The sequence below is a fragment of the Alterirhizorhabdus solaris genome, from assembly GCF_007785815.1.
Classification (GTDB): domain Bacteria; phylum Pseudomonadota; class Alphaproteobacteria; order Sphingomonadales; family Sphingomonadaceae; genus Alterirhizorhabdus; species Alterirhizorhabdus solaris.
The window spans coordinates 26,575-47,328 of the sequence record NZ_VNIM01000002.1; the positions used below are offsets into that span (position 1 = coordinate 26,575).

At 63.6% G+C, this 20,754-nt stretch carries 23 protein-coding genes; 8 read left to right on the forward strand and 15 right to left on the reverse strand.

The window, feature by feature from the left end:
* Window positions 1-7 precede the first annotated feature (7 nt).
* The 12 genes from FOY91_RS00815 to FOY91_RS00870 form a co-directional block, all read right to left on the reverse strand.
* Window positions 8-1,291, reverse strand: a complete 1,284-nt coding sequence (locus FOY91_RS00815; protein ID WP_145147134.1) for a carbohydrate porin — start codon at window positions 1,289-1,291, stop codon at window positions 8-10.
* Window positions 1,288-3,729 carry a membrane-bound PQQ-dependent dehydrogenase, glucose/quinate/shikimate family gene (locus tag FOY91_RS00820; protein WP_145147136.1) on the reverse strand — a complete coding sequence of 814 codons (2,442 nt, stop codon included), beginning with the start codon at window positions 3,727-3,729 and terminating at the stop codon, window positions 1,288-1,290. Before FOY91_RS00820 ends, FOY91_RS00815 begins: the two co-directional genes overlap by 4 nt.
* Window positions 3,730-3,786: 57 nt before the next feature.
* A complete protein-coding gene (locus tag FOY91_RS00825; protein WP_145147138.1) occupies window positions 3,787-4,335 on the reverse strand; it encodes a hypothetical protein in 549 nt (182 codons plus the stop codon).
* Between the two features lie 114 nt (window positions 4,336-4,449).
* Complete coding sequence (locus FOY91_RS00830) at window positions 4,450-5,961, reverse strand: L,D-transpeptidase family protein (RefSeq protein WP_238995152.1); 1,512 nt, start codon at window positions 5,959-5,961, stop codon at window positions 4,450-4,452.
* A gap of 120 nt (window positions 5,962-6,081) precedes the next feature.
* The gene (locus FOY91_RS00835) at window positions 6,082-7,269 is read right to left on the reverse strand and encodes a zinc metalloprotease (RefSeq protein ID WP_145147140.1); all 1,188 of its coding nucleotides are present in this window, start codon (window positions 7,267-7,269) and stop codon (window positions 6,082-6,084) included.
* A gap of 100 nt (window positions 7,270-7,369) precedes the next feature.
* Entirely contained in the window at window positions 7,370-7,633 is a 264-nt protein-coding gene (locus FOY91_RS00840; RefSeq protein ID WP_145147142.1) for a hypothetical protein, read from the reverse strand.
* A gap of 150 nt (window positions 7,634-7,783) precedes the next feature.
* Window positions 7,784-8,287: a YciE/YciF ferroxidase family protein gene (locus FOY91_RS00845; protein ID WP_145147144.1), complete on the reverse strand. Its 504-nt coding sequence runs from the start codon at window positions 8,285-8,287 to the stop codon at window positions 7,784-7,786.
* Between the two features lie 88 nt (window positions 8,288-8,375).
* Window positions 8,376-8,903 (reverse strand): DUF421 domain-containing protein, encoded by a 528-nt coding sequence (locus FOY91_RS00850; RefSeq protein ID WP_145147146.1) that lies wholly within the window; start codon window positions 8,901-8,903, stop codon window positions 8,376-8,378.
* The gene (locus tag FOY91_RS00855) at window positions 8,904-9,965 is read right to left on the reverse strand and encodes an endonuclease/exonuclease/phosphatase family protein (RefSeq protein ID WP_145147148.1); all 1,062 of its coding nucleotides are present in this window, start codon (window positions 9,963-9,965) and stop codon (window positions 8,904-8,906) included.
* A gap of 30 nt (window positions 9,966-9,995) precedes the next feature.
* Window positions 9,996-10,415: a YsnF/AvaK domain-containing protein gene (locus tag FOY91_RS00860; protein ID WP_145147150.1), complete on the reverse strand. Its 420-nt coding sequence runs from the start codon at window positions 10,413-10,415 to the stop codon at window positions 9,996-9,998.
* Between the two features lie 69 nt (window positions 10,416-10,484).
* Window positions 10,485-11,147 (reverse strand): PRC and DUF2382 domain-containing protein, encoded by a 663-nt coding sequence (locus FOY91_RS00865; RefSeq protein WP_162527091.1) that lies wholly within the window; start codon window positions 11,145-11,147, stop codon window positions 10,485-10,487.
* A gap of 474 nt (window positions 11,148-11,621) precedes the next feature.
* Window positions 11,622-11,921, reverse strand: a complete 300-nt coding sequence (locus FOY91_RS00870; protein ID WP_145147154.1) for a hypothetical protein — start codon at window positions 11,919-11,921, stop codon at window positions 11,622-11,624.
* A gap of 181 nt (window positions 11,922-12,102) precedes the next feature.
* Here FOY91_RS00870 and FOY91_RS00875 point away from each other — a divergent pair, with 181 nt between their 5' ends.
* The 6 genes from FOY91_RS00875 to FOY91_RS00900 all read left to right on the forward strand — a co-directional run bounded on the left by FOY91_RS00875 (window position 12,103) and on the right by FOY91_RS00900 (window position 15,120).
* The gene (locus tag FOY91_RS00875; protein ID WP_145147156.1) at window positions 12,103-12,825 is read left to right on the forward strand and encodes a Crp/Fnr family transcriptional regulator; all 723 of its coding nucleotides are present in this window, start codon (window positions 12,103-12,105) and stop codon (window positions 12,823-12,825) included.
* 277 nt (window positions 12,826-13,102) lie between these two features.
* Complete coding sequence (locus FOY91_RS00880) at window positions 13,103-13,510, forward strand: glycine zipper 2TM domain-containing protein (RefSeq protein ID WP_145147158.1); 408 nt, start codon at window positions 13,103-13,105, stop codon at window positions 13,508-13,510.
* A 233-nt stretch (window positions 13,511-13,743) separates the two neighbouring features.
* Complete coding sequence (locus tag FOY91_RS00885) at window positions 13,744-13,890, forward strand: lmo0937 family membrane protein (RefSeq protein ID WP_145147160.1); 147 nt, start codon at window positions 13,744-13,746, stop codon at window positions 13,888-13,890.
* 84 nt (window positions 13,891-13,974) lie between these two features.
* Window positions 13,975-14,178, forward strand: coding sequence for a hypothetical protein (locus FOY91_RS00890; RefSeq protein WP_145147162.1), 204 nt, complete (start codon window positions 13,975-13,977; stop codon window positions 14,176-14,178).
* A 156-nt stretch (window positions 14,179-14,334) separates the two neighbouring features.
* Window positions 14,335-14,577 (forward strand): hypothetical protein, encoded by a 243-nt coding sequence (locus FOY91_RS00895; RefSeq protein ID WP_145147165.1) that lies wholly within the window; start codon window positions 14,335-14,337, stop codon window positions 14,575-14,577.
* Between the two features lie 147 nt (window positions 14,578-14,724).
* Entirely contained in the window at window positions 14,725-15,120 is a 396-nt protein-coding gene (locus FOY91_RS00900) for a host attachment family protein (RefSeq protein WP_145147167.1), read from the forward strand.
* A 269-nt stretch (window positions 15,121-15,389) separates the two neighbouring features.
* Here FOY91_RS00900 and FOY91_RS00905 read toward each other — a convergent pair whose 3' ends face one another.
* Together FOY91_RS00905 and FOY91_RS00910 are read right to left on the reverse strand one after the other, a co-directional pair.
* Window positions 15,390-16,802 (reverse strand): DUF2254 domain-containing protein, encoded by a 1,413-nt coding sequence (locus tag FOY91_RS00905; RefSeq protein WP_145147169.1) that lies wholly within the window; start codon window positions 16,800-16,802, stop codon window positions 15,390-15,392.
* Window positions 16,803-16,873: 71 nt separating this feature from the next.
* Window positions 16,874-17,170 carry a hypothetical protein gene (locus FOY91_RS00910; RefSeq protein ID WP_203234451.1) on the reverse strand — a complete coding sequence of 99 codons (297 nt, stop codon included), beginning with the start codon at window positions 17,168-17,170 and terminating at the stop codon, window positions 16,874-16,876.
* Between the two features lie 219 nt (window positions 17,171-17,389).
* On the opposite strand from FOY91_RS00910, the gene FOY91_RS00915 reads away from it, so the two are divergent.
* Window positions 17,390-17,605, forward strand: coding sequence for a hypothetical protein (locus FOY91_RS00915; RefSeq protein ID WP_145147171.1), 216 nt, complete (start codon window positions 17,390-17,392; stop codon window positions 17,603-17,605).
* 83 nt (window positions 17,606-17,688) lie between these two features.
* On the opposite strand, the gene FOY91_RS00920 is transcribed toward FOY91_RS00915, so the two are convergent.
* Window positions 17,689-18,711 carry a zinc transporter ZntB gene (locus tag FOY91_RS00920; RefSeq protein ID WP_145147173.1) on the reverse strand — a complete coding sequence of 341 codons (1,023 nt, stop codon included), beginning with the start codon at window positions 18,709-18,711 and terminating at the stop codon, window positions 17,689-17,691.
* Between FOY91_RS00920 and FOY91_RS00925 the strand changes: the two genes are divergently transcribed.
* Window positions 18,710-20,722, forward strand: a complete 2,013-nt coding sequence (locus tag FOY91_RS00925) for a glycoside hydrolase family 97 protein (protein ID WP_238995163.1) — start codon at window positions 18,710-18,712, stop codon at window positions 20,720-20,722. The two genes, FOY91_RS00920 and FOY91_RS00925, sit on opposite strands and share 2 nt — an antisense overlap.
* Window positions 20,723-20,754 lie beyond the last annotated feature (32 nt).

Consider the following 20,754-nt stretch of genomic DNA (forward strand, 5'->3'; position numbering starts at 1 on the left):
GCCTAGGCTACAGCGTGAACGCACTCTTGAGCCCCAGCACGACGGCGTCAGAGCGGTGCTTAAGTCCGCCGGGATGAAGGATATACTGGACGTTGGGACGGAGCACGAGGCCCGTAGCCGGGTGCAGGCTGTAGAAGACCTCACCCGTCCACTCGGCGCCCTGGATCGCCTCGCCCCGGATCCGCTGCGCTGCCTCGACCCGGTGGTTGACATGCGTCCGCCCTAGTGCTGCGCCGAGCACGTCGTCCGAGGCCAGGCCGGGGAGCCCCTCATAGAACAGCCCGACAGTGACCTGGCTGTCGATGCGCGCGGTGCGACGGTCGGCTTGCGTCACCCGCCCGAACAGGGTGAGGCCGCGGACCGCGCCGTCCTCGTCGGCGGCCCCCGTCACCTGTTGCCGCACGATTGCCCAGCCGCCCCAACGCCCTTCGCGCCGCAGCGGACCGAGCCCGCCCGCCGCTGCCAGCCCACCGGCGCGGTCGAGCGCCACGTCGTCTGCATGCGACGTGTCGTACCAGGCTCCGGCCCGCCAAGTTCCCGGCAGGCCGCCCACCTTCGGCTTCCAGACGCCCTCCACAGGCAAAAGCACCCCCGTCGCGCCGTGCAGATAGCCGATCGTGAATGTCTTGCGGAGATTGCGCGGGTTGACCTCATAGGCGCCGAGCTGGACGTATCCCTGTCCGATGGAGAGCTTCGCCCGCGCCATCCACTGGCTGACCGGCCAATTGTACCAATAGTCGCCCACGATGTTGCCCGGCTGCGCGCCGCAGAAGCTCAGGTTCATGAAATCGCAGGAGAAGGTGGCGAAGTCCTCGCCAACGTTGCTCCTCCCGGCCTTCAGAGCGACGGGACCCAGCGCCTGCTCGTACCAGAGCCGGGTCAGCCGCCATGTCTGACCGCGTCCGTAGACCTCCTGCGTCTGCTGCAGGGTGCCGAGGTTCGCGGTGCTGTCGAGCAGGTGGCCCCGGCGCCAGGTCACCACGGCATTAAGCGTCCCGCCCTGCAGCCCCGCAACCTGCCCCATGTCGAGCTTCGCGCCGACATCGGCCTGCCCCGTCTCGGTCACCCGCTCTGCGTCCCCACCTGCGACATTGAAGCCCAGTTCCGAGGTATAGCGCGCTGACAGCGTCACACCGGCCTTGGTTGCGCGCCCGCGCAGACGGTCAAATGGTGCGATCAAGCCGGCCGGCGGCGACTCCTGCGCGTCGGCCTCGCCCTTCTGAACGCTCTGCGCGAACGCAGGTGGCGCCGCTCCCGCCAGCGCCAGCGCGAGAAGGGCACTGCGTGTCATGACCCTTTGGGCAGCGCGAAGGCGACGATGCTGTCCCCCTGCTTGGTGCCGAGACTGCCGTGCCCACCGGCCGCGATGACGACGAACTGCCGGCCGCTGGCGTTGGACCAGTAGCTCATCGGCGTCGCCTGCCCGCCCGCGGGAAGCCTACCACGCCACAGCACGTCGCCTGTGGTCACATCATAGGCTCGCAGGTAATAATCGAGCGCCGAGCCCATGAAGGCGACCCCGCCCGCAGTAACGATCGGCCCGCCCAGCGATGGCACGCCCAGCTTGAACGGCAGCGGTATCGGCGTCTGATCGCGCGACGTGCCGTTGCGATGCTGCCAGACCACCTTGCCGGTGGTGAGGTCTAGGCCCGCGACATAGCCCCAAGGCGGCGACTGGCAGGGCAGTCCGAGCGGCGACAGGAAGGGATTGAGTGCGACCGCGAAGGGTGCGCCGTAGTTTGGATTGTAGCCTTTGGTGTCCGATCCCTTGAAGTCGGACCCACCCGCCGGGCCCTGGTCGGTATTTGGCGACTCCTGCGGACCAACCGATGGGTCATAGCGCGCGGAGGTCGGCTCACGGGGGATCAGTCGGTCGACAAAGGCCATGTAGTTGGGATGCGCGAACGCGATCTGGCGCACGGGATCGATCGCCATCCCGCCCCAGTCCATCACGCCGAAATTGCCTGGAAAGACCAGGCTGCCCTGCGTGGACGGCGGCGTGAACGGCCCATCATAGCGCAACCCGGCAAACTTGATCCGGCAGGCGAGTTGGTCGAACATCGTGGCGCCCCACATGTCGGCGCCCGTAACGCGCTTCGTCGGCATCATGCTGACGGCGGAGAAGGGCTGGGTCGGCGAAAGCCGGTCGCCGGGCGCAGCGTTACCCGGCACCGGACGCTCGCTCACGGGGAAGAGCGGTTTACCGGTACGGCGATCGAGAACGAAGATGTTACCCGTCTTGGTGGACTGGACCAGCGCGGGCACGCGCCCGCGGCCGGGCAGGTCGAGATCGACCAGCGCCGGTTGGGCGGGGACGTCCATGTCCCACAGGTCATGGTGGACCGTCTGGAAGCTCCAGCGCAGCTGCCCGGTCGCCGCGTCGAGCGCTAGGATCGCTGCAGAGAAGCGCTCAGTCTCCGGCGTGCGCCGTCCACCCCATTGGTCGATCGCCGCCATGCCGGTCGGCACATAGACGAGCCCCAGTTGCTCGTCGGCGGCCGAAATCGTCCAGCTGTTGGGCGAGGACGGAACATAGCGACCTACACCCGGCGCCTTCGGGCTGGTATCGCCCGGGTTGCCCGGATCGAAGCCCCAAACCTGGCGGCCGGTTGTCACGTCGTAGGCGCGGATCACGCCCGAGGGCATGAAGTTCGACTTGTTGTCGTAAACCGCGCCGCCAATCACCGCGAGGTTGCGGACGATCACCGGCGGGGAGGTGATCTGCCACCAGCCGCGCTGATACGCGGGCGCATTTGGCCAGACGTCGACCTCGCCCTTGTTGCCGAAGCTGGGGCATGGCCGACCGGTCTTTGCGTCAAGCGCTATCAGGCGAGCGTCGTTCGTGCCCATGATGATCCGGTCGGGGCAGTCGCCGCCGGCCGAACGGGCCGATCCGGACTGTGCGGCACTATGGTACGATACGCCGCGACAGGTCAGGTGCTGCATCTGTTTGGAGGCGCGAATGTTCGGATTGTAGCGCCACACCTCGCGCCCGGTTTCCGCATCGAGCGCGAAAACGATGTTGTGAGGGGAGCAGAGATAAACGAGCCCGCCGACCTTGATCGGCGTCACTTCATAGGTGAATTCGTCCGGGTCACTCTCGCGCTGCAGGTCGCCGGTGTGAAACTCCCAAGCTTTCTCGAGCTTGCCGGCGTTTGTCGGCGTGATCTGATTGACCGGCGACCAGCGGTCTCCTCGCCAGGAGCGGCCATAGGCTGTCCAGTCCTGCTGTGGCACGCCCGCGTAGAGCGCCGCCGAGGCCTGCCCGCGCGCGCCGGGCAGTTCACCCTGAAGGTCGTGCGGGCGATTTATCGCGGCCCCGAGCGCGACGACGCCTGCCAGCACCAGGCCGGCAACCAGCGGCCATGCCGGTCCCGGCCAGCGTTCCGAACCGAGCCGGCGCACCACCCACGGCAACGCCAGCACGATGCCGAGGACGGCCAGAACGTCCCCGCGTGGCGCCAGTGACCAGAAGTCGAAGCCGACCTCCCACAGAGCCCAGGCCATCGTGCATATCAGTAGGGCCGCGTAAATCCATAACGCGGCCGGATTTCGCCGGGTCAGCAAAACAGCCGTAGCGATCAGCGCGGATCCGGCGACGAGATAATACCAGGAACCGCCGAGTACCGCGAGCCAGACGCCGGCGAGGGCAAGTCCCACTCCGATCAGCCCAACAATGCCGCCCAGCACGATGAGCAGCCTCGATCGGTTCCCGCGCGCTTCCGCCATCACCTGCACCCCATATGCTGGTCCGGAGCGCTGGCACGTCAGCGCTCCGGCTTCCAGTTACTGCGTTTTGGTAACGCTTTCAGCGTCGATGTAGTGCTTTACCCCGTCCGGCAACGGCGCGGTGGGACCGGGAATCGCCGCATCCTTTGGCACGCCTTCGGAGGCGGACCGCACCGTGCCAGTTATGTCGAGGCGATCGCCCTTGTTGACGTCGATCTTGCCCTCGATCGGGGTATTCGGCGTTCGAACCTCATGCAGGATCACATATTCGCGGGCACCGTTCTCGCCGGTTATCCAGAAGCCCGCATCTGCCGGCACATCGCCCGCCGGCACGTTCGTTAGCTGGACCTGACGCCCGACCACTGCATCGTCAGTTCCGGTCAGCAACGTGCCGAGGTCTGTGATCGGCTCCGCAGCGGCCTGTTCTCCACCCGTCGGCACCACCGCAGTCTGGGAAACGGCAGCCGGCGCCTGAGGCTGCGCGACCCCGTCATCGTCACGACCGGCTAACAGCCACCACAGGATCGCTGCGATCAGCAACGCAATCAGCAGCCAAACCCACCAGGCTATACCTTTTGTTTTTCTCTCGATCGGGATTTCCGCCACAGCCATTCTCCTTCTTAGCGATTACGCAATTCACTTGGCGTCGAGCGCCGCACACGAGGTGACCTCGCTCGCATCGCCCGGGCCTTCATCTGCCCCGAGACTCGCGGGCATCAATCAGGGACCGAGATCAATGTTCTTGGCGGCCGCCTTCTTGCCAGAGGATCCGCCGAAACCCAGCCCCTTGGCAACGGCGTCGTTCCAGCCGTAAGGATCGGTGCGGAAAGTCACGTCGCCATCACCGTTAATGAAAGCGTTGTGATATAGTAGTCGGACCGGGATCGGCTTCGGAAGATCGACGAAGGTCTGATCACTCGACTGACGCGCTTGCTGCCATTCGCTTGCGATGCCTTCTTGCTCTGCGATCATTTTTGCGAAACCCAGCGCGTCTTGTACGCGAACGCAGCCGTGGCTGAGACTGCGCTGGGTGCGATCGAACAGCGCGTGGTCGCTGGTATCGTGCAGATAGATCTGCTGATCGTTCTGCATGTCGAACTTGACCAGGCCAAGCGCATTGTCCGGCCCCGAAGGTTGAACGAGATAGCCGTTCTCGCGATGCATATTCTTTGCGCGGATGGTGGATTGCGACACTGAAATCGATTTGGGCACCGTCCAGGTCGGGTTGGCCACCAGCCGGTACAGCGGCGAGCGCAGTGGCGGCGTCTCGCGCCCGGGCTCGCCAACGATGACCCGGCGCTGGTCGATCAGCTTGCCGTCTCGATGATATTCGAGCGTCGCAGCCGCCGCGTTGACATCGATCCGCGTCGCGGGCGGCGTTCGCGACAGCCAGCGTCGCCGTTCCAGCGCGACAGCCAGCGCCCGTGCCTTGTCGGCAGGACCGATGTTGATGACCGCCAGCGTGTCGCTGCCGACCAAGCCATCGGTCTTGATGCCGTAATCCAGTTGCAGCTTTTTGACCGCCTCAGCCAGCGCTGCCGTGTACTGCGGACCTTGATCATTGTCTGCCGCGGGCACGTCGGCCTTAGGAAGATAGCCATTAGCAGCGAGTTCCGTCGCGATCTCCACGAGCCGGGGATCGCGGTCACCGGGATGGATCGTGTCGTCCGCTGCGATCTTCCCTGACGAGGTATTCGATCCCGCATACTTCACATAGGCTTGGGAAAGCCTCTTGTAGTCATCATCCTGCGGCGCCAGTCCGGCGAAGAAGGCCGCGACGCGGTTCTCTTGCAGCGCCTGAGCGAGCCCCGATGCGACGTCGGCATCGGCCTTTGGTATAGTATAGACGTCGTGCAGCTTGGCCGGATCGAGGGCGCCGTTCGCCAGCGCTGTGGCATAGGCAAGCGCCGCCTTGGTCCGGGCCACATCCTTCTCCGCCGGGCTCATCGACGCGTCGATGCTGCCGAACTCAACGCGATCAAGCCCGTTCTGCTTGCGCGAGGCGATCGCTTGGTCGAGGGCGGACGCGCCCGCCGCGGACCAGAGGCCCCGCCATCCGGTCTGCTCGTAAAAATCCTTAACCTGGGCATCAGACGCGCTAGCCTTCAGCGCATCGGCGGCGATCGACGGCGAAGTCGTGTCGAGTTGCGACTCCCCGGAGACGGCGGTCTGGTTCATCTGTGTGTCGCTCGCCGTTGCGCCGTTCGAACATCCGGCGAGGGCGATCAGCATGGTAAAGGAGCTTGTACGCTTGAATCTCATCGATCGGCAGCCTTTCGCGAATGTTGCGAATCTAGCAGGTCCCTCGCCCAGCAGCTAAATCATGATCAACATCGCAAGCGGGTCCGCTCATCATGTGTCTTCCGTGATGAACAGCACACCGCGAACGAGGTCGCGGCTGTCGGAGCGTCCGCCAAGCGATCCCGCCAGCACGCCCATCGCCGCCAGGAAGAGGCTGAGCTTCAAATGGTCGAGCGTCGTCGTCGCCGCGCCGTTGGTTGGCCAGCTCTCCATCAGCGGGTGGGGGAACACCGAAATGATGACGACGTACATCAACGCGCCGAAGAAGACGAACATCGCCAGCAGCGTCAGCAACAGGCACAGGATCGTGGTTGCCGTGGTGACGATGCTCGACTGCGTGATGCGCCGGTCACGGCTGAGCAGTGCGTCGAAGGCGAACGCGCGGTAGAGGACGAACGCCGCGGCCGCGAGGCACATCACGGAGAACAGCGCAATCTGCGGGATCGACACGGCGGTCGCCACGTCCCAGGTCTCGGCGCCGAACAGCAGGACGACGATCACCGACAGCGCGGTGGCAAGCATCGTCGGCATCTTCGACAGCAGACGGAGCGGGTTGGCACGGCGGATCGCGCGCATGATCGCCGGGGCGTCACCGAGCAGCGTCCGGGCGATAAAGCGCACGCGGTGCGTGCGCGTCGACTTTTCGCGCGCCTCGATCGGCAGCACGCGAGCGATGGTATCGAGTTGCCGATCGGACAGCTCGATCATCCGGTCCAAGTCCTCGACGCCCTCCAGAGAATACATGACGTTGTCGCGGTCGACCTCGTGGCTCAGGTCAACGAGATGCCCGAACGAGTGCAGCATGAGCGCGGTGAGGCGCCGGGCGGCCACGTCGTGATCGGGCCTGTCGCCCCAAAATTCCGGACTGAGACGCCGCGTCGAGAGGATCGCGATGTTGGTCAACTGGCTGGGCAGCGCCAGGGTGTAGGCAAGCGAGGAGGACGACAGGTCCACCTCGGTGACGATCAGCAGAAACGGCAGATCGCGCTCAATCTTCTCGGCCAGCCCGATCTCCAAGAAATCGAGCGGCGCATAGTTGCCGGCGCCAGGGGTAAGATGCGGGCCGGCAAACGCCATCGATCTGACGGTGAGCCGGGGCTCGCGGCAGAATGCCTGGTCGAGGGCGACGACAGCCTTGGCGACGATATTCTCGAAGGCCGAAGAGTCGCGCCCCTCGACCTCCATTCGCATCACGCCAACGGCGTAGCGGTCGCCGCCCACCAACTGATCGACCTTCATCAGGTCTCGACTTCAGCCCGCGCCGAAACGCGAAGGTCGAATTCGCCGGAGGCTTCTACCCCTCCGTGATCCTTGCCACTACGCTGCGACGGCACCCCGCTCAACGAACGGCAGCCGCCTCGTTGGCCACAATGGCATTCTTCTGCTCGGCACTCATCGCTTCCGCGTTGAGATCGGCAGCATCGATCGCATCGGCACGTTGTTCGCCGGTGTCGCGCACCTGATCCGCACGTTCCTCAAGCGCGTCAGCCCGATTTTCCGCTTGATCCTCGACCCGCTCGGCGAGCTTGTCGTCACCGTTGCCGCCGCATGCCGCCAGAGGCGCTACGAACAGCACCATCGCTGCCGCCGTGATAAACCGCATGAGATTACCCTTTTAACATGTTGTTACTGCCGCGTGGTGCTGCATCACGCGATAACGCCACACCAAGCCATTCGACTCTGGAGCACAATGCTGCGCCGAACTTGACCGTGGTTAAGATCGGCGCGATCGCATTTGCCGAGGTTACGGCAGTTAGGCGTCGACGGCGTCGATGTTGACCGTCGTTTCCGCGAGCTTGGTCATGTACTCATCGCCATTGTAGATTTCCTTGGTGGCAACATCGAGCTTCTTGATGTCGTCCTTCAGGCCCAAGGCCTTCGCGTAGGCTGCCGCCGTGCCGAAACCAGCGATGCCATAGTGAGACATGCGCTGATATTGCGCGATCATCAGCGCATCCATCACAGGACCTTTCTCAGGTGCTTCGTCGACGAGGTGCTTGGTCGCCTCGGCAACGAGCCCTTCCATGCCCTTGCAATGCTCTTTAGACACCTTCTCGTCCTGCGCGGCGATGAGCTCCTTCAGAACGTCGGTGTGCTTTTCGATGCCGGTCTGCGACTTCGCCAGCATGTCCTTCAGCTTGTCGTCGCTCGCCTTCGAGGCAACCTTCTTGAGAAGGCGCTTCATCTGGTCATTCGCCGACCAGAGGTCTTTCAGTTCGTCGGTGTAGAGATCCTTGAGATCTTCGGGAGCGGACATGGAAAGTTCCTTTCGAGAGGGGGCAAGGTGATCGCCGCGCAAAAGGTTGAGCGAAGCGCGCCAACGTATGTTCCGGGAACGAAGCGAGTTAACGCGGGTCAGGCGTGTTGCCGCGTCGGTCACCCGGCAAAGCGGAGCGGTCACCGGCCGTGTCGGCAGGAATGACACTGAAGCTGCCATCGGTTTCGAGGACCACCGCCGCGACCCGGTCGAGGGTGCCCAGGCCCCCCTTGCGGACGGCGGACCTGATTTCGTCTTCCGTCACCCGTTCGTCGAGCAGGGCGGCCTGGTCCACACGGCCGTCGAGCAGGAGGATGCGTGGCTCCGCCTTGATCGCCGCTTCGACGGGCTTGGCGCGCTGAGCCACCCAGGCGATAATGAACTGGAGAATGGCGAGGACTGAGAAGCCGAGCACTCCTTCGAGCAGCGGCACGTCCTTCGACAGCAACACGGTAGCAAGCGTCGATCCCAGCGCCACGGTGACGACGAAGTCAAAGGCATTCAGCTTGGCCAGCGTTCGCTTGCCGCTCACCCGCAGGATCGCGATCAGGATCAAGTAGGCGAGCGGGCCGACAACGATGATACGGAGCAGGCCGTAGAGACTTCCGGTGATCATCTAGTGCCTCGTCATAGTTCGGGCCGCCCTGAAGGCTTGGGGGCCGGTAGTGTCGGGGGCAGCGTTGGCAGGACGCGCCGCCTCAGGCGTAAGGCACAGCTCCGCCATCAACGGGCGATGGTCCGCGCCGACATTTTCCAGGATGTGCAACGAGCGGATCGCAAAGTCGCGGGATACAAACATCTGATCCAGCGGCCAGCCGACTGGCGCGTACTTGGCCGGGAAGCTGGGATAGCTGCCGCGTCCGATCCGCGGGTCGAGATAGCCGCCGACCTGCTTGAACAGCTGTGTCGTCCTGGACCATGCGACGTCGTTGAAGTCGCCCATCGCCATCGCGGGCAGGCGATGACCGGCGATCCGGAGCGCCGCATGCTCGATCTTGCGATCGCGCAGGTCCGTGTCCTGTCCCGGTAGCGGCGGACGCGGATGCAGGCCGATATAGTCGAACGGCTGCCCGTCTCTGGTGGTGAGCTCGGCATAGACGGTCGGGGTGTTCTGGTCGGTGACGTTTTCCGTGCGCGCCGACCGTACAGGCAACTTGCTGGCGAAAACGAGCCCGTAGGTATTGTCGATCGGTCGCAAGAGACGATGGGGATAGCGCTTCAGCACGGGTGCGAGCGCCTTAACCCACCGACCGTCGGTTTCCATCAGCAACAGGATGTCGGGCTGCTCGCGCTCGATCAGCCTGATCGTGCGACCATATTGGCGGTTGTCCTGGAAGACATTGAGGCCGAGCGCCTTGAAGCAGGAGCCCGCCTGGATATTCGACAAGGCGCTCGCCTCGACCACCTCGATCGCCGCCAACGGAACATAGGGGTAGATGCGCCAGAATTGCAGGCCGGCGGCGATTGCCAGCACAGGCACCAGCACGGCTCCCCATCGCTGGGCTCGCGCAAACGCGGCACAGCCTAAGGCGATCACGCCGATCACTATCAGGGTAAGCAGCCGTGGGAAGTTGAGGATCTGAATCCACCACTGGTTGGAGTGGATCAGGCTGACCAGCGTCTCGGCGAGTGCCAGCACCGCCAGGGTGGCAAAGAACCAGCCCAGCACCTTGCGCATCAACGATCTCCGTTCGTGTCGCCGCATGTCTCAGGACGCCTGACCATCTTTCGATCCGGCAGGCTGGTCCACGTCGATCCGTGCCACAGCGATGTCCTGCCGCCGAAGGGAGACATCTTCCTTGTAGCGGTCGATGGTCATCTCCCTGATGAGGTGCACCTCCTCGATAATGCGGAAGCGCTTGACCATCACCTCTTCTACGACAGGCATGATCGTGCGGTCACCCTCGGTGCGGATTTGCGGGGCAACATCGACGAGGATATCCACTGGTACCCGTTCCACGCATACCGATGTGCTGGTCAGCTCCTCATCGACCGCGACCTGCTCGGTGCGGACCGTCGATGATATTCTCACCCGCCCCGTTTCGACGCGTTCCCGGGTTAGGTGGAGCCGCTCTTCCATGGTCGGGATGCGGACGGATTGATCCTCATCCGTTTGTTCGCCTGCCATCTGCCCGTCCTGTAAAAAAAGGGGTGCATCGCTGCACCCCAGGGAGCCTGATCGCAATGCGTGCGACGATCAGCGGTTTGGCGGCGTGTCCCGGTCGACGTCGACCTCGGTACGCCGGACCGTTCCTTCGACCCGCTCGACGCGCGTGTCGACATTCTTGTCGACCACGACCTCACCGGTGATCACGGCGTCTTTGCTGACGACGACACGCTCGCCGGTCTCGGTCATCTCGATGGTGCCCTCCTGGAAGAGCGCGTCGGCATCTGCTGCACTGACCCGCTCGTTCATCACCCGGCGATCAACATTGACATGCTCCTCGCGGAGCGAAACGTCCTCGCTGACGTCCTCGGACACCACGCGAGTGCGGACCCGTACTGTGCCGAGCTCGACCTGCCGCTTGCCGATGTTCATCCGCTCTTCGACGATCGGAATATGCTCGCTGGTGACCTCACCGCGGCCTACGGCGGGAGCCGCTGGAACATTGGCGGTATCGACCAGCAGCACCGGGCAGCCGTCACGGATGTCGACCGAGTCGACGTTCACCACTCGGCCGTCGTCAAGCCGCAGCCCGACGATGCGCTCCGCGTCCGTGTCCGCGAGCATGTCGTCGATCCGGCCGACCTCGCGCCCATCGGCAGTCATCAGCGTTTTGCCGCGCAGATCCTGGTCGGAATCTTCCAGCTGCCAGTCGTCAAGGCCAGCCAGCTTGCGGACGTCATGTTGCCTGTTCATCGTCATTCTCCAATTTCAACGTTCCGAAGCTCAGCTGACGACTTTTGCCGACTGAGCGTAGATGGATTGGGCGATGCCGGCCGGGAGCGGATCGGCCTGCGCTCCCTTTACTGCGCCCTCGGGCGCGCCGTTGCTGGCCGAGCGGATCGTGCCGACCAGATTGACGTTGTTGCCTTTATCGACGTCGACACGACCCTCGGCCGGCGTGTCAGGCGTCCTGACCTCGTCGAGGACAACGTAAACCCGCTTGCCGTGTCGGCCATACCAGTCGTTTTCCTATCCAAATGAAATGGTCCTGCTGGTGCTGCCATCTCACCTGAACGACCGGCCGAGACGGGAAACGACTACGAGTGGGTGGCAGTCCATCGTGCCGGGCAGTTTACCCGCGGCAGCGACACCGAAGTTAACTGCGATCAAGATATTCAAGTCACAGCGAATGTGGGAAACCTAGTGGTGATCAGCGTCACCGTCCGCCTAATCGCGGAAACCGTTTGCGGCTGGCCGGTCGAACTCCAAACTCGCGATGATCCTGGCAATCATCTGGAGCGAACGCTGCGCGGTAGCTCTCGTTTCCGTGACATCGTCCATGATCGCTTCCTTCACCTCCAACGCGCCGGTCGCGATCTCGAGTGCATCCTCGGTCGACAGCGTGCCCTTCTGGATCAACCCGTGGATCAGGCTCTCTACCAACAGGAGGGCCGCCTGCCCGTGCGCATCCGGGTCGGCTCGGCCGTCCGGATCGGATCGCACCGTGTTTGCTGGATCTTCCGCCATCGGTTCGCCTTTGCTGCAGGCGGGAGAAGGGCTTCTCTCGAACGCAAGCTGCCTGGGAAACCGATGCCGACGCTATCCTTCGATAAACCCAATCCGAGGCGGCAATCTCGATTGAGATCAAGCTGGCCGGTCCTACTGTAAGCTGCTACGCCTCGAGCTATCGCCTGGGGGAGTTTGGCGCATGCCGAATGCCTTCGTCCAGAAGTTGAATGCACGGGCTGCCTTACCGGCTGACGCTATTGCAGCACTTGAAGCAGCATGCGGGACCGCCCGGCAATACCCGGCCAAACACGACCTGATCCGCGAAGGCGATGATCCTGGGCCGGTGTTCGTGTTTCTCGAGGGGTGGGGCTGCCGCTACAAAATTCTTCCCGAGGGCGGACGACAGATCCTCGCCTTCTTGCTACCCGGCGACTTCTGCGATCTGCACACCAATGTCCTTAATGAAATGGATCACACCATCGCCACGGTGACCCCGTCGCTGGTCGCGACCGTCCCGCGGGCACGCATGAGGGAGCTGGTCGATCTGTGCCCGATCGTCACGCGGGCCTTCTGGTGGGCGCAACTGGTCGACTTAGGCGTGGCGCGCTCATGGATCGCTAGCCTTGGTCGCCGCGGGAGCGCAGAACGGGTGGCCCACCTGATGTGCGAACTCTACGTGCAGGCGAGCGTCCATGGCCTAACCAACGGCGACCGTTGCACGATGCCGCTCAGCCAGATCATGCTCGCAGACGCGCTGGGGCTGACTCCGGTGCACGTCAATCGCGTTCTTCGAGCGTTCAAGGCTCAAGGTATCATGCAGCTGACACGTGGCGCACTCGTCGTCTCGAAGATTGCCGAACTGGTGCGGATTGCCGGCTTCGACGACAGCTATCTCCAGCAAAGATTGCGGTCGGCCAAATAACGCGTTTGGCACTCGATAGATGACGCTGGACACCAGTCCCGATTTGCGCCGAACGGGGAGCGGAAGATCGAGTATGCCCGCCGTGCCGATCGTGGTATTTTCCATGGCTGTATAAGCGTTGCTCATGCCGCGGATCGGCGCGGCATGGGCGCACCGGGTAAAAGGAGAGCCTGCCCTGCTCACCCGGCTAATGCGCTCGCCGGGTTCGATCTTAACCATGGTCAACCATTCGCCCGTTTGGTCCAGCTACGACCGTTGAGAAAAGTTGGAGAGAGACATGCGCGCCCAAACCCTGATCACGCTCGCCGCAGCGACATTGGTTGCCGGTTGCGTCGGCGACGGCGGAGCCCGCTATGAGGTCGATCCGGGCTACAGGAACTATGACTATAATCGGCCTGATCCCTCCTACGGTGCTTATGACGCGAGCCGCTACTATCGGGACGACCGTAGATACCGTGAACGGCGCCTGTCTCGGAACGACCGCGTCTATCGGGGCCAGGACGGCCGCTACTATTGCCGCCGCAACGACGGAACGACCGGCCTGCTGGTTGGCGGTGTCGCAGGCGGGGTGTTGGGCAACATCATTGCTCCGGGCGGCTCGGAAACGCTCGGCACGCTATTAGGGGCTGCGGGTGGAGCAGTTGCAGGGCGCGCTGTCGATCGAAATCGTACTCGCTGTAAATGAGGAAAGAATGCGAAGAGCGGTAGCGGCGATCTCTTGCATGACCCGAATGAGTTCAACTTTCCCTTCCGGCACCATTCTGCGGGTTGCCTCGTGTCTTTTGCCACGGCGCGTCGCGCATAAACGATCTGTGGTATCGCAAGATCTATTAGTACATCTTAGTTTTACGTTCTATCGTACAGTAGTATGCTAATCGGTCTCATCTCGGCTTTTGATAATTGCAAGAGGAACTATGTATGATATGGACCATAGCTGTCATACTCATCATACTGTGGGTTCTTGGCTTTGCGGTTTTTCATGTTGCCGGCGGACTGATCCACATTCTGCTTGTAGTTGCCGCGATTGTTGCCGTTTATCAGTTTGTTACTGGTCGTAAAGGTTAGTCGTGCGTCACGCTAATGCTGCAGCACCGGCCAATCTCGGCCTAGAGCCCGATTAAGTTTTTCATCTCTGATGAGGAGTTCTTGATGACTGACAGCAATGACAGGACCGAGGATGCGCGCCGTCATGATGATAGCGAGATGATCGAGTCCATCGAGCCGACTCCTGCGCAAGGCGGCCGGTCAGGTGGTGCCCTGCAAAGAGATATCGCAACTCAAGCAGAAAAAGAGCATCTCGTGGACGGCAAAACCGGGATCACGAGTGTTCGAAAGGAAGATGAACAGGACTGAGGCTCTTAGCTCCTGTCATGCCATCAGATTGGACGTGGCCGCAGTATACGAGATCTCGGGTCGTGGTTATCACTTCGGGATCATGCCTTCTCAGCCCGCGATGCGGTGCTCTTTCGCGGTCGAACGGTTGAGGCTTTCAGCGTCGGCTTTAAGGCAATGAGCGACACGAAACGGGCGCAAGCGGCGGGAACCAACGATCCGCTGATCGTCACACAGCGCCTTGACAACGACGCGGTGAGCGCGGGGACGTTCTCAACTGGTCTGATTATGCCCGTCGACATCTTGCTGCGTGGTTTCTGGACGACGGCTCAAGCCGTCATCGTAGCCTCGGCCGCGGACGGCGTTGAAAATGGGCGACACCTCGCCTTCGGCTACGCTGTCACGCGTTCGCAGGGCTAGAGTGGCAATTCGGCGCGGCGGCGGAGTTCTTCATCGAGCGTGATCACGGCGCGAGCGGACGCAGCGCGCTGACGACGGCCGATCTCTTGCTCGCCTCAGCGGCTTCACCGGACGCCTTCAAGGCGCCTAACATGAGAGGAAATTGACATGGCCAACCTAAACTACCCGGAGAACACCTTCGTTGTCGTCGCGACCGGCGAAGGTGCAAAAACCTTCCGGGTCTGCAACGGCTCCCTCGAGCACCAAGGCGACTGGTCACCCGGGCACCTCGCCGACGACGGCCCCGCCGGGAAAACGCCGCCCGACATGCCGCCGCACGAATTGAACGAGGCAACCTTCGCCAAGCTCATCGCCCAGCGCCTCTATCCAATGGCGCATGCCGGCGAGTTCGACGCGCTGATCCTCGCCGCCGATCCCGATACGCTGGGCCAGATCAGGCCGTCGCTGCATCAGGAGGTAACGAGCAAGATCGTCCTCGAACTGGCAAAAACGCTGACCAATTCGTCGGTAGACGATATCGAGCGATCGATCGCGAACGGTTGAACCGTTTCAACGGCGGCTGACCGGGGGTCATGCTTCACGAGGACGACGCGGAAAACGCGCCGAGCGCGGCATGGCGGATATGTCGGTCACGACTATCGGCACAAGGTCGACGCTTACCGCCGGCTCGCCGGGCGCCACCACGCCGACGAGGTGATCGTGCTGCCGAGGCGCAGCTGTCAGGCCGCGCGCATCGCGTTCACGTGCGTGCCTGCCCGATCGAGCCATGCCCCACGGAATCGAAACGCGCCTAGAGACATGCTGCTCGCCGCTTAGGCCGTTCCGGCTAGCCAGGCTGTGCCGTCGCGGAGGCGTCGCTTGTAGTCCGGCTCCGACAGTGCGCGGCGCAGCTCTCCGGCGCGCTCCTGAACGCGGGACCGGTTAAACCCGTCCAGCTTGCCTACCGCCAGTGCTTCCAGATGGTCGAGGTATCGACCGAGCGTTGCCACCCGGTTGGGTTCGTCGCAGTCGAGCGACACCTCGCCCAGCGCACGGATGAAGCGAAGGGCGGCCAGCATGTCGGTCGCGCAGTACTGAACCAGCGCGCCGAACGAACGATCGACGATGCTCTCAAAGGTGATTGGATGCGCGATGACCCTGAGAGCGCCATCTTCGTCGAGCCGCAGCCGCGACGGAAGCCGGCGCTTGGCGAGCGTCGACACGGCCGCACTAAGCCAATCGAGGCAGGTGATAGCCGTGAATGGATCATTCACGCCGGGCGAGAGCGCACGGGCGGCGATCTCCACCAGCTCATCGACGAGGAATCTCAGATCCTGCAAGGCGGAACGGCGTGCGCCCACCGAAAAGGCGGACCGGATTTCGCGCGCAAGATCGTCATCGCACCGGCCGGGCGGCCATGCCTCTACGAGCGCGCGACCGGCATGAACGAAGTCGCCAGGTTGATATTGCAACCGCAAGACGAGGTCGCGGCGTCGCGCCTGCTCCATCAGCACATCGTCATCGACGATCTGAACGTACCCGGTCCGTTTCGCCTTGACGAGCTGCCGCTGCTCCGCGTCGGCCGACGTCGCGTCGTCGCGGAAGGTGGCGGGTATGCGGGCGAGGTCTCCTGGCGCATCGCCCTCGCCGGGTGCGGTGCCGATGAAGCTCGGGAAGCGGTGGTCGATCTCCTTCAGCAGGCGGTCGCCGACATCCTCGATGACGCTGTTGATATGGATCTTGCTCGGCACGTGGTGGATGAAGAAGATCAGCACCGCAATCGAACAGACCGCGAGCAGCACGCCGATTAGCAAAGCCATGTTCGGCACGAACCCTACGCCCCCGGACTCCTCGGGAGAGCGGACGGTGCGCAGCACGATGAGGCAGTAGAGGAACGTCGCGATGAAGGTGCCCAGGGTCACCTGATTGCCGCGGTCCGACATGAAGTTGCTGAGCAGCCGCGGACCGTACTGCCCCGAGGCGTAGACCACGGCGGCGATGGTCACGGAGAAGACCGTGCCGGCGACGGTGATCATCGACCCGCCGATCGATGACAGCACCTGACGCGCGCCGCTCGGCCGCGACGCATACAGCCACGCGAACTGGTCCATCCAGGCCGACCCCTCGTAGGAGTCGAGCCAGATCATGCCGCCCGCCAGCAGAACCGCCGCGAACGCCATGATAGTGGGCAAGAACCAGTAGCTCTGCCGAAGGTCGTCGCCGAACTTAAGCAGTCGGCCTTTCACGAGCTTTCGCCCGCGAAAGACGTCGGCCTGCTCAGCGGGATGGCCCTCCGCCCGCTCCTCGGCCTATTCATCTAGCGGACAGCCGGGGCCTGATTTGCGACGATTGCGTCGCGCTGCTCCTGGCTCATCGCTGCGACGTTGCGGTCCGCTGCTTCGATCGCGTCGGAGCGCTCTTCGCCCGCCTGACGCACCCTGTCCGCACGATTGTCGAGCATGTCGGCCTGAGCTTCCAGGTTATCGGCTCGCGCATCCGCCGCATTCTCGACGCGGTCGGCAAGCTTGTCGGACGGGCTCTTGCTGCATCCTGCGAGCGGCACGGCCACGAACGCGATCGCCACGAGGAATGTCCGGCTCAGGTCTTTTTTCATGTTGGGCTCCCTTGAGCGACCATCGACGGCCAAGTTCTAACGTTCGTTAAGAAAGCGTCGTAGGCACGGGAATGTTCCGGATTCGGAACGTCGCCAGCATCTATCGAACGGAATGCCGTGCGGGTTGTTCGCAAGCCATGATCATCCCGATACCCTGACCGAATGATCGGTCTTGGGGCACCCGGGTCGAGCGCGGCGCGAAGCTGACGCTGGCGTTTTTTGGCCTCGGGGCATCGTATCTTCTACAAGCTGGCCTATGCGCTCAACCGGCCGACTTCGCCCGCCGATGACCGGCTATGGGGCGTCGTCGGCGCGATCGTATTGGTCTCGATCGTGCTGCACGGCCTGACGGTGACTCTGGCCATACGGCTGTTCGACCGCGTCAGCGGTCGAGACCCGGATGCGCTCGATGCCGCGCACGCAAGCCCCCGCTGAGACTGGATCGGCGAGCACATAGGATAACCCGGTCAGCGTTCGAGATTCTCGTCACGGAGGCGTACGAGAACGCTACGTGAGGCTCACAACCACTTCAACTTTCGGAATACGATGATCTGAACCACGAGCACAGCCGCGAGAGCGCCGACCGTGACCGAGAAGCCGCGGGCCGAATCGGCGCCCGGGATACCACCGACATTGATCCCCAGCAGACCGGTGACGAAGGTCAGCGGTAGGAAGATCGCAGCGACGATCGACAACATGTAGATCGTGCGATTAGCCTTGGCGGCCTCGCGACTGTTGATCTCGTCCTGCAGAACGATCGCGCTCTCCTGCGAGACGGTCAGGTCCTCTATATAGCGGCGCAGGCGATCGATCGTCTCGCGGATATCCCGCCGGTTCGCCTCGTTCATCCAGGTGGGCGCGTCGCGCCCGATCTGGATCAGCGCCTCGTGCTGGGGAGACATATAGCGCTTGAGCGCCAGGCAGTTGCGGCGAATGTCCGCAATCACGTCCAACGTCTCGTCGGGCGATGCGGTCTTCTGCTCGTCCGCTGCCTCCAACTCGTCGATCTTGTCGTTCATGTCGACAATCGAGCGGTTCATCTTGGCGACCGTCTGCTCGACAAGCTCGGTGACGAGATCGCCGGCGGTGCGGGGACCACGCCCGCGTTCGATCGTGGCGAGCACATCGGAGGGCGTCTGCAGATGCTGGCGTCGCAAGGTGACGACGCGCTGAGCATCAGCCCAAATCTGCATCGCGACCATGTCCTCGGGCGCGGCATCCGGGTTGAAATTGATGCCGCGCAGCACGGTGACGAGTGCCCCATCCTCGCTGAAGGCCCGCGGGCGGTTTTCATCGGAGGTAAGAACTTCCACGGTCGCCTCGGGCACGCCAAGGCCCGTAGCGAGCCAGTCGACGACATCGGGGTGGCCCCGATCTAGGTGAAGCCAGAGCGTTTGATCGGCAGTATCGGGGCGCCAGCTCTTTGCAGAGTTCCAATCGATCGATTGCAGGCCTCCGTGGCCGTCCAGGACGCGGGCGAAGATTGATGGTCCATCGAGTGTGCTGTCGCCGAACAATGTTGCACTATCGCTCTTGACCATGTCTCAGGCTACAGCGCGCGTCAGCGGCGATCAAACTCTCGATCCCGAACGGGGAAAGTGGATCGTGCGTTGTAGCCTGTGGGTAATCTGCTTTCTGGTGCTGGGCAGCTGTCAGCGAACACCACATGACAACCCCCTGGCGGTTGCCTCGCCGGACGGTCGCGTCGAGGTCGTCGCAGGACGGCTTCCCGGCGGCAAGCTTGCAATTCGCGTCCGCCATGATGGGATGGACGTGATCGCACCGTCGACCGTAGGCTGGCGGCTCGCAGCCGATGAGTTCGGGCCACTGGTGATCACCTCCGTCCAGCCCCGGCCCTCCGTGGCGGCGCCCGACCGCACTGCCCTTCCCTATCGCGAACTGATCGTGGCAACGCGCGAGGGCGGCGGTGCCCGCCGGCAGGTCAACCTGCGGCTGCGCGCCTACGATACGGGTGCCGCGTTCCGGCTGGAGCTTCCGCGGCAGCCTGCATTCGGCAGAGTCAGCATCGCAGCGGAGACGACCGAGCTGCGCTTTCCGCGGGATTATGCCTGCCTGGCGGTGCGGCACAGCGAATATCTGAACAGCCATGAAGGCGACTACGCCGCCGTGAGCGCCAGTGCGCTACGGCGTGGCGCCCTGTACGATCTGCCGCTCAGTTGCCGCACGGGCCGCGGCGGAGAGACGGTGGCGATCGCGGAAAGCGGCGTCGAGCGCTATCCCGGCGCCTATCTCGTCAGGGCCGGCGCGCACGGCGTGGCGGTGCGCCTGACGCCGCTGCCGCAGAACGACGCCATCGCGGTCAGCGCCACCCTCCCCTCGACCGGTCTCCTTGCGCCGTGGCGCGTTGTCATGGTCGCCGATCGTCCCGAGCAGCTGATCGAGAACAGCCTGGTGGCCGAACTCGCGCCACCCTCGCGCATCGGCGACGAACGCTGGGTGCGTCCGGGCAAGGCGGCTTGGGCGTGGTGGGCGGGGCTCGACGCCTCGGGCGTACCGAACGCGGGATACAATGACGCGACCTATCGCCGGTACATCGACTTCGCAGCGCGATTAGGCCTGCCCTATTTCGTAATCGACTGGGGCTGGGCGGCGCGGCCGAACGGCGATGACGAGCTGGCAGATATCACGCGCTTCCGTCCCGACGTCGATATTCCCGCGCTCTCACGCTACGCCGCTGCCCGCGGTGTCCGGCTGTGGCTGTGGACTAACTGGAAGACGGTGAACGGGCAGATGGACGAGGTCTTCGCGCTGTATCAGCGCTGGGGCATCGCCGGCATCAAGGTCGATTACGTGTACCGCCAGGATCAGGTCGCGATCGGCTGGTACCACAGGTTGCTGGCGGCAGCAGCTCGACACAAGCTGATGGTCAATATCCACGGGTCGCCCGTGCCGCGCGGACTTGAGCGGACCTATCCCAATTTCCTGACCGAGGAAGGCGTGATGGGCACCGAGTACAACAAGTGGAGCCGCAAGGTCACCGCCGGCTACAATGTCCGCCTCGCCTACACGCGCGCCGCAATCGGACCAATGGATTATGCCCCTGGCGCTTTTCGCAACGTCGCGCCCGCCGCGTTCGTCGCTCGAAAGAAGCTGCCGGAGGTGATGACGACACGCGCCCACCAGCTGGCGATGTTCGTAGTCTATCCAAGCCCATTGCAATCGCTTGCCGATGCGCCTGCCGCCTATCTCGACGACCGCAATCGGCCGCTGCCCGAAACGGGTTTCCTGCGGCTCGTCCCCGCCACCTGGGACGAAACTCGCGGGGTCGCGGGAGCCTGGGGCAAGTGGATCGCCGTGGCGCGCCGCAGCGGAAAGCGATGGTTCGTCGGCGTGATGAACGACGGCGACGTCCGGAGCGTCAGTGTGCCGCTGCGTTTCCTCGCGCCTGGACGATGGCATGCGACGGCCTTGATCGACGGCGATCGTCCGACAGTTGTCGCCGGCCATGAAGGGCCGGTAAGCCCTGCCACGTCCTTGCGCATTCCCTTGCACGCGACCGGAGGCGCCGTGCTGGTGCTCGACCCCGCCTAGGTCCGCCATCCAGGCATGACGGATCGGCGAGG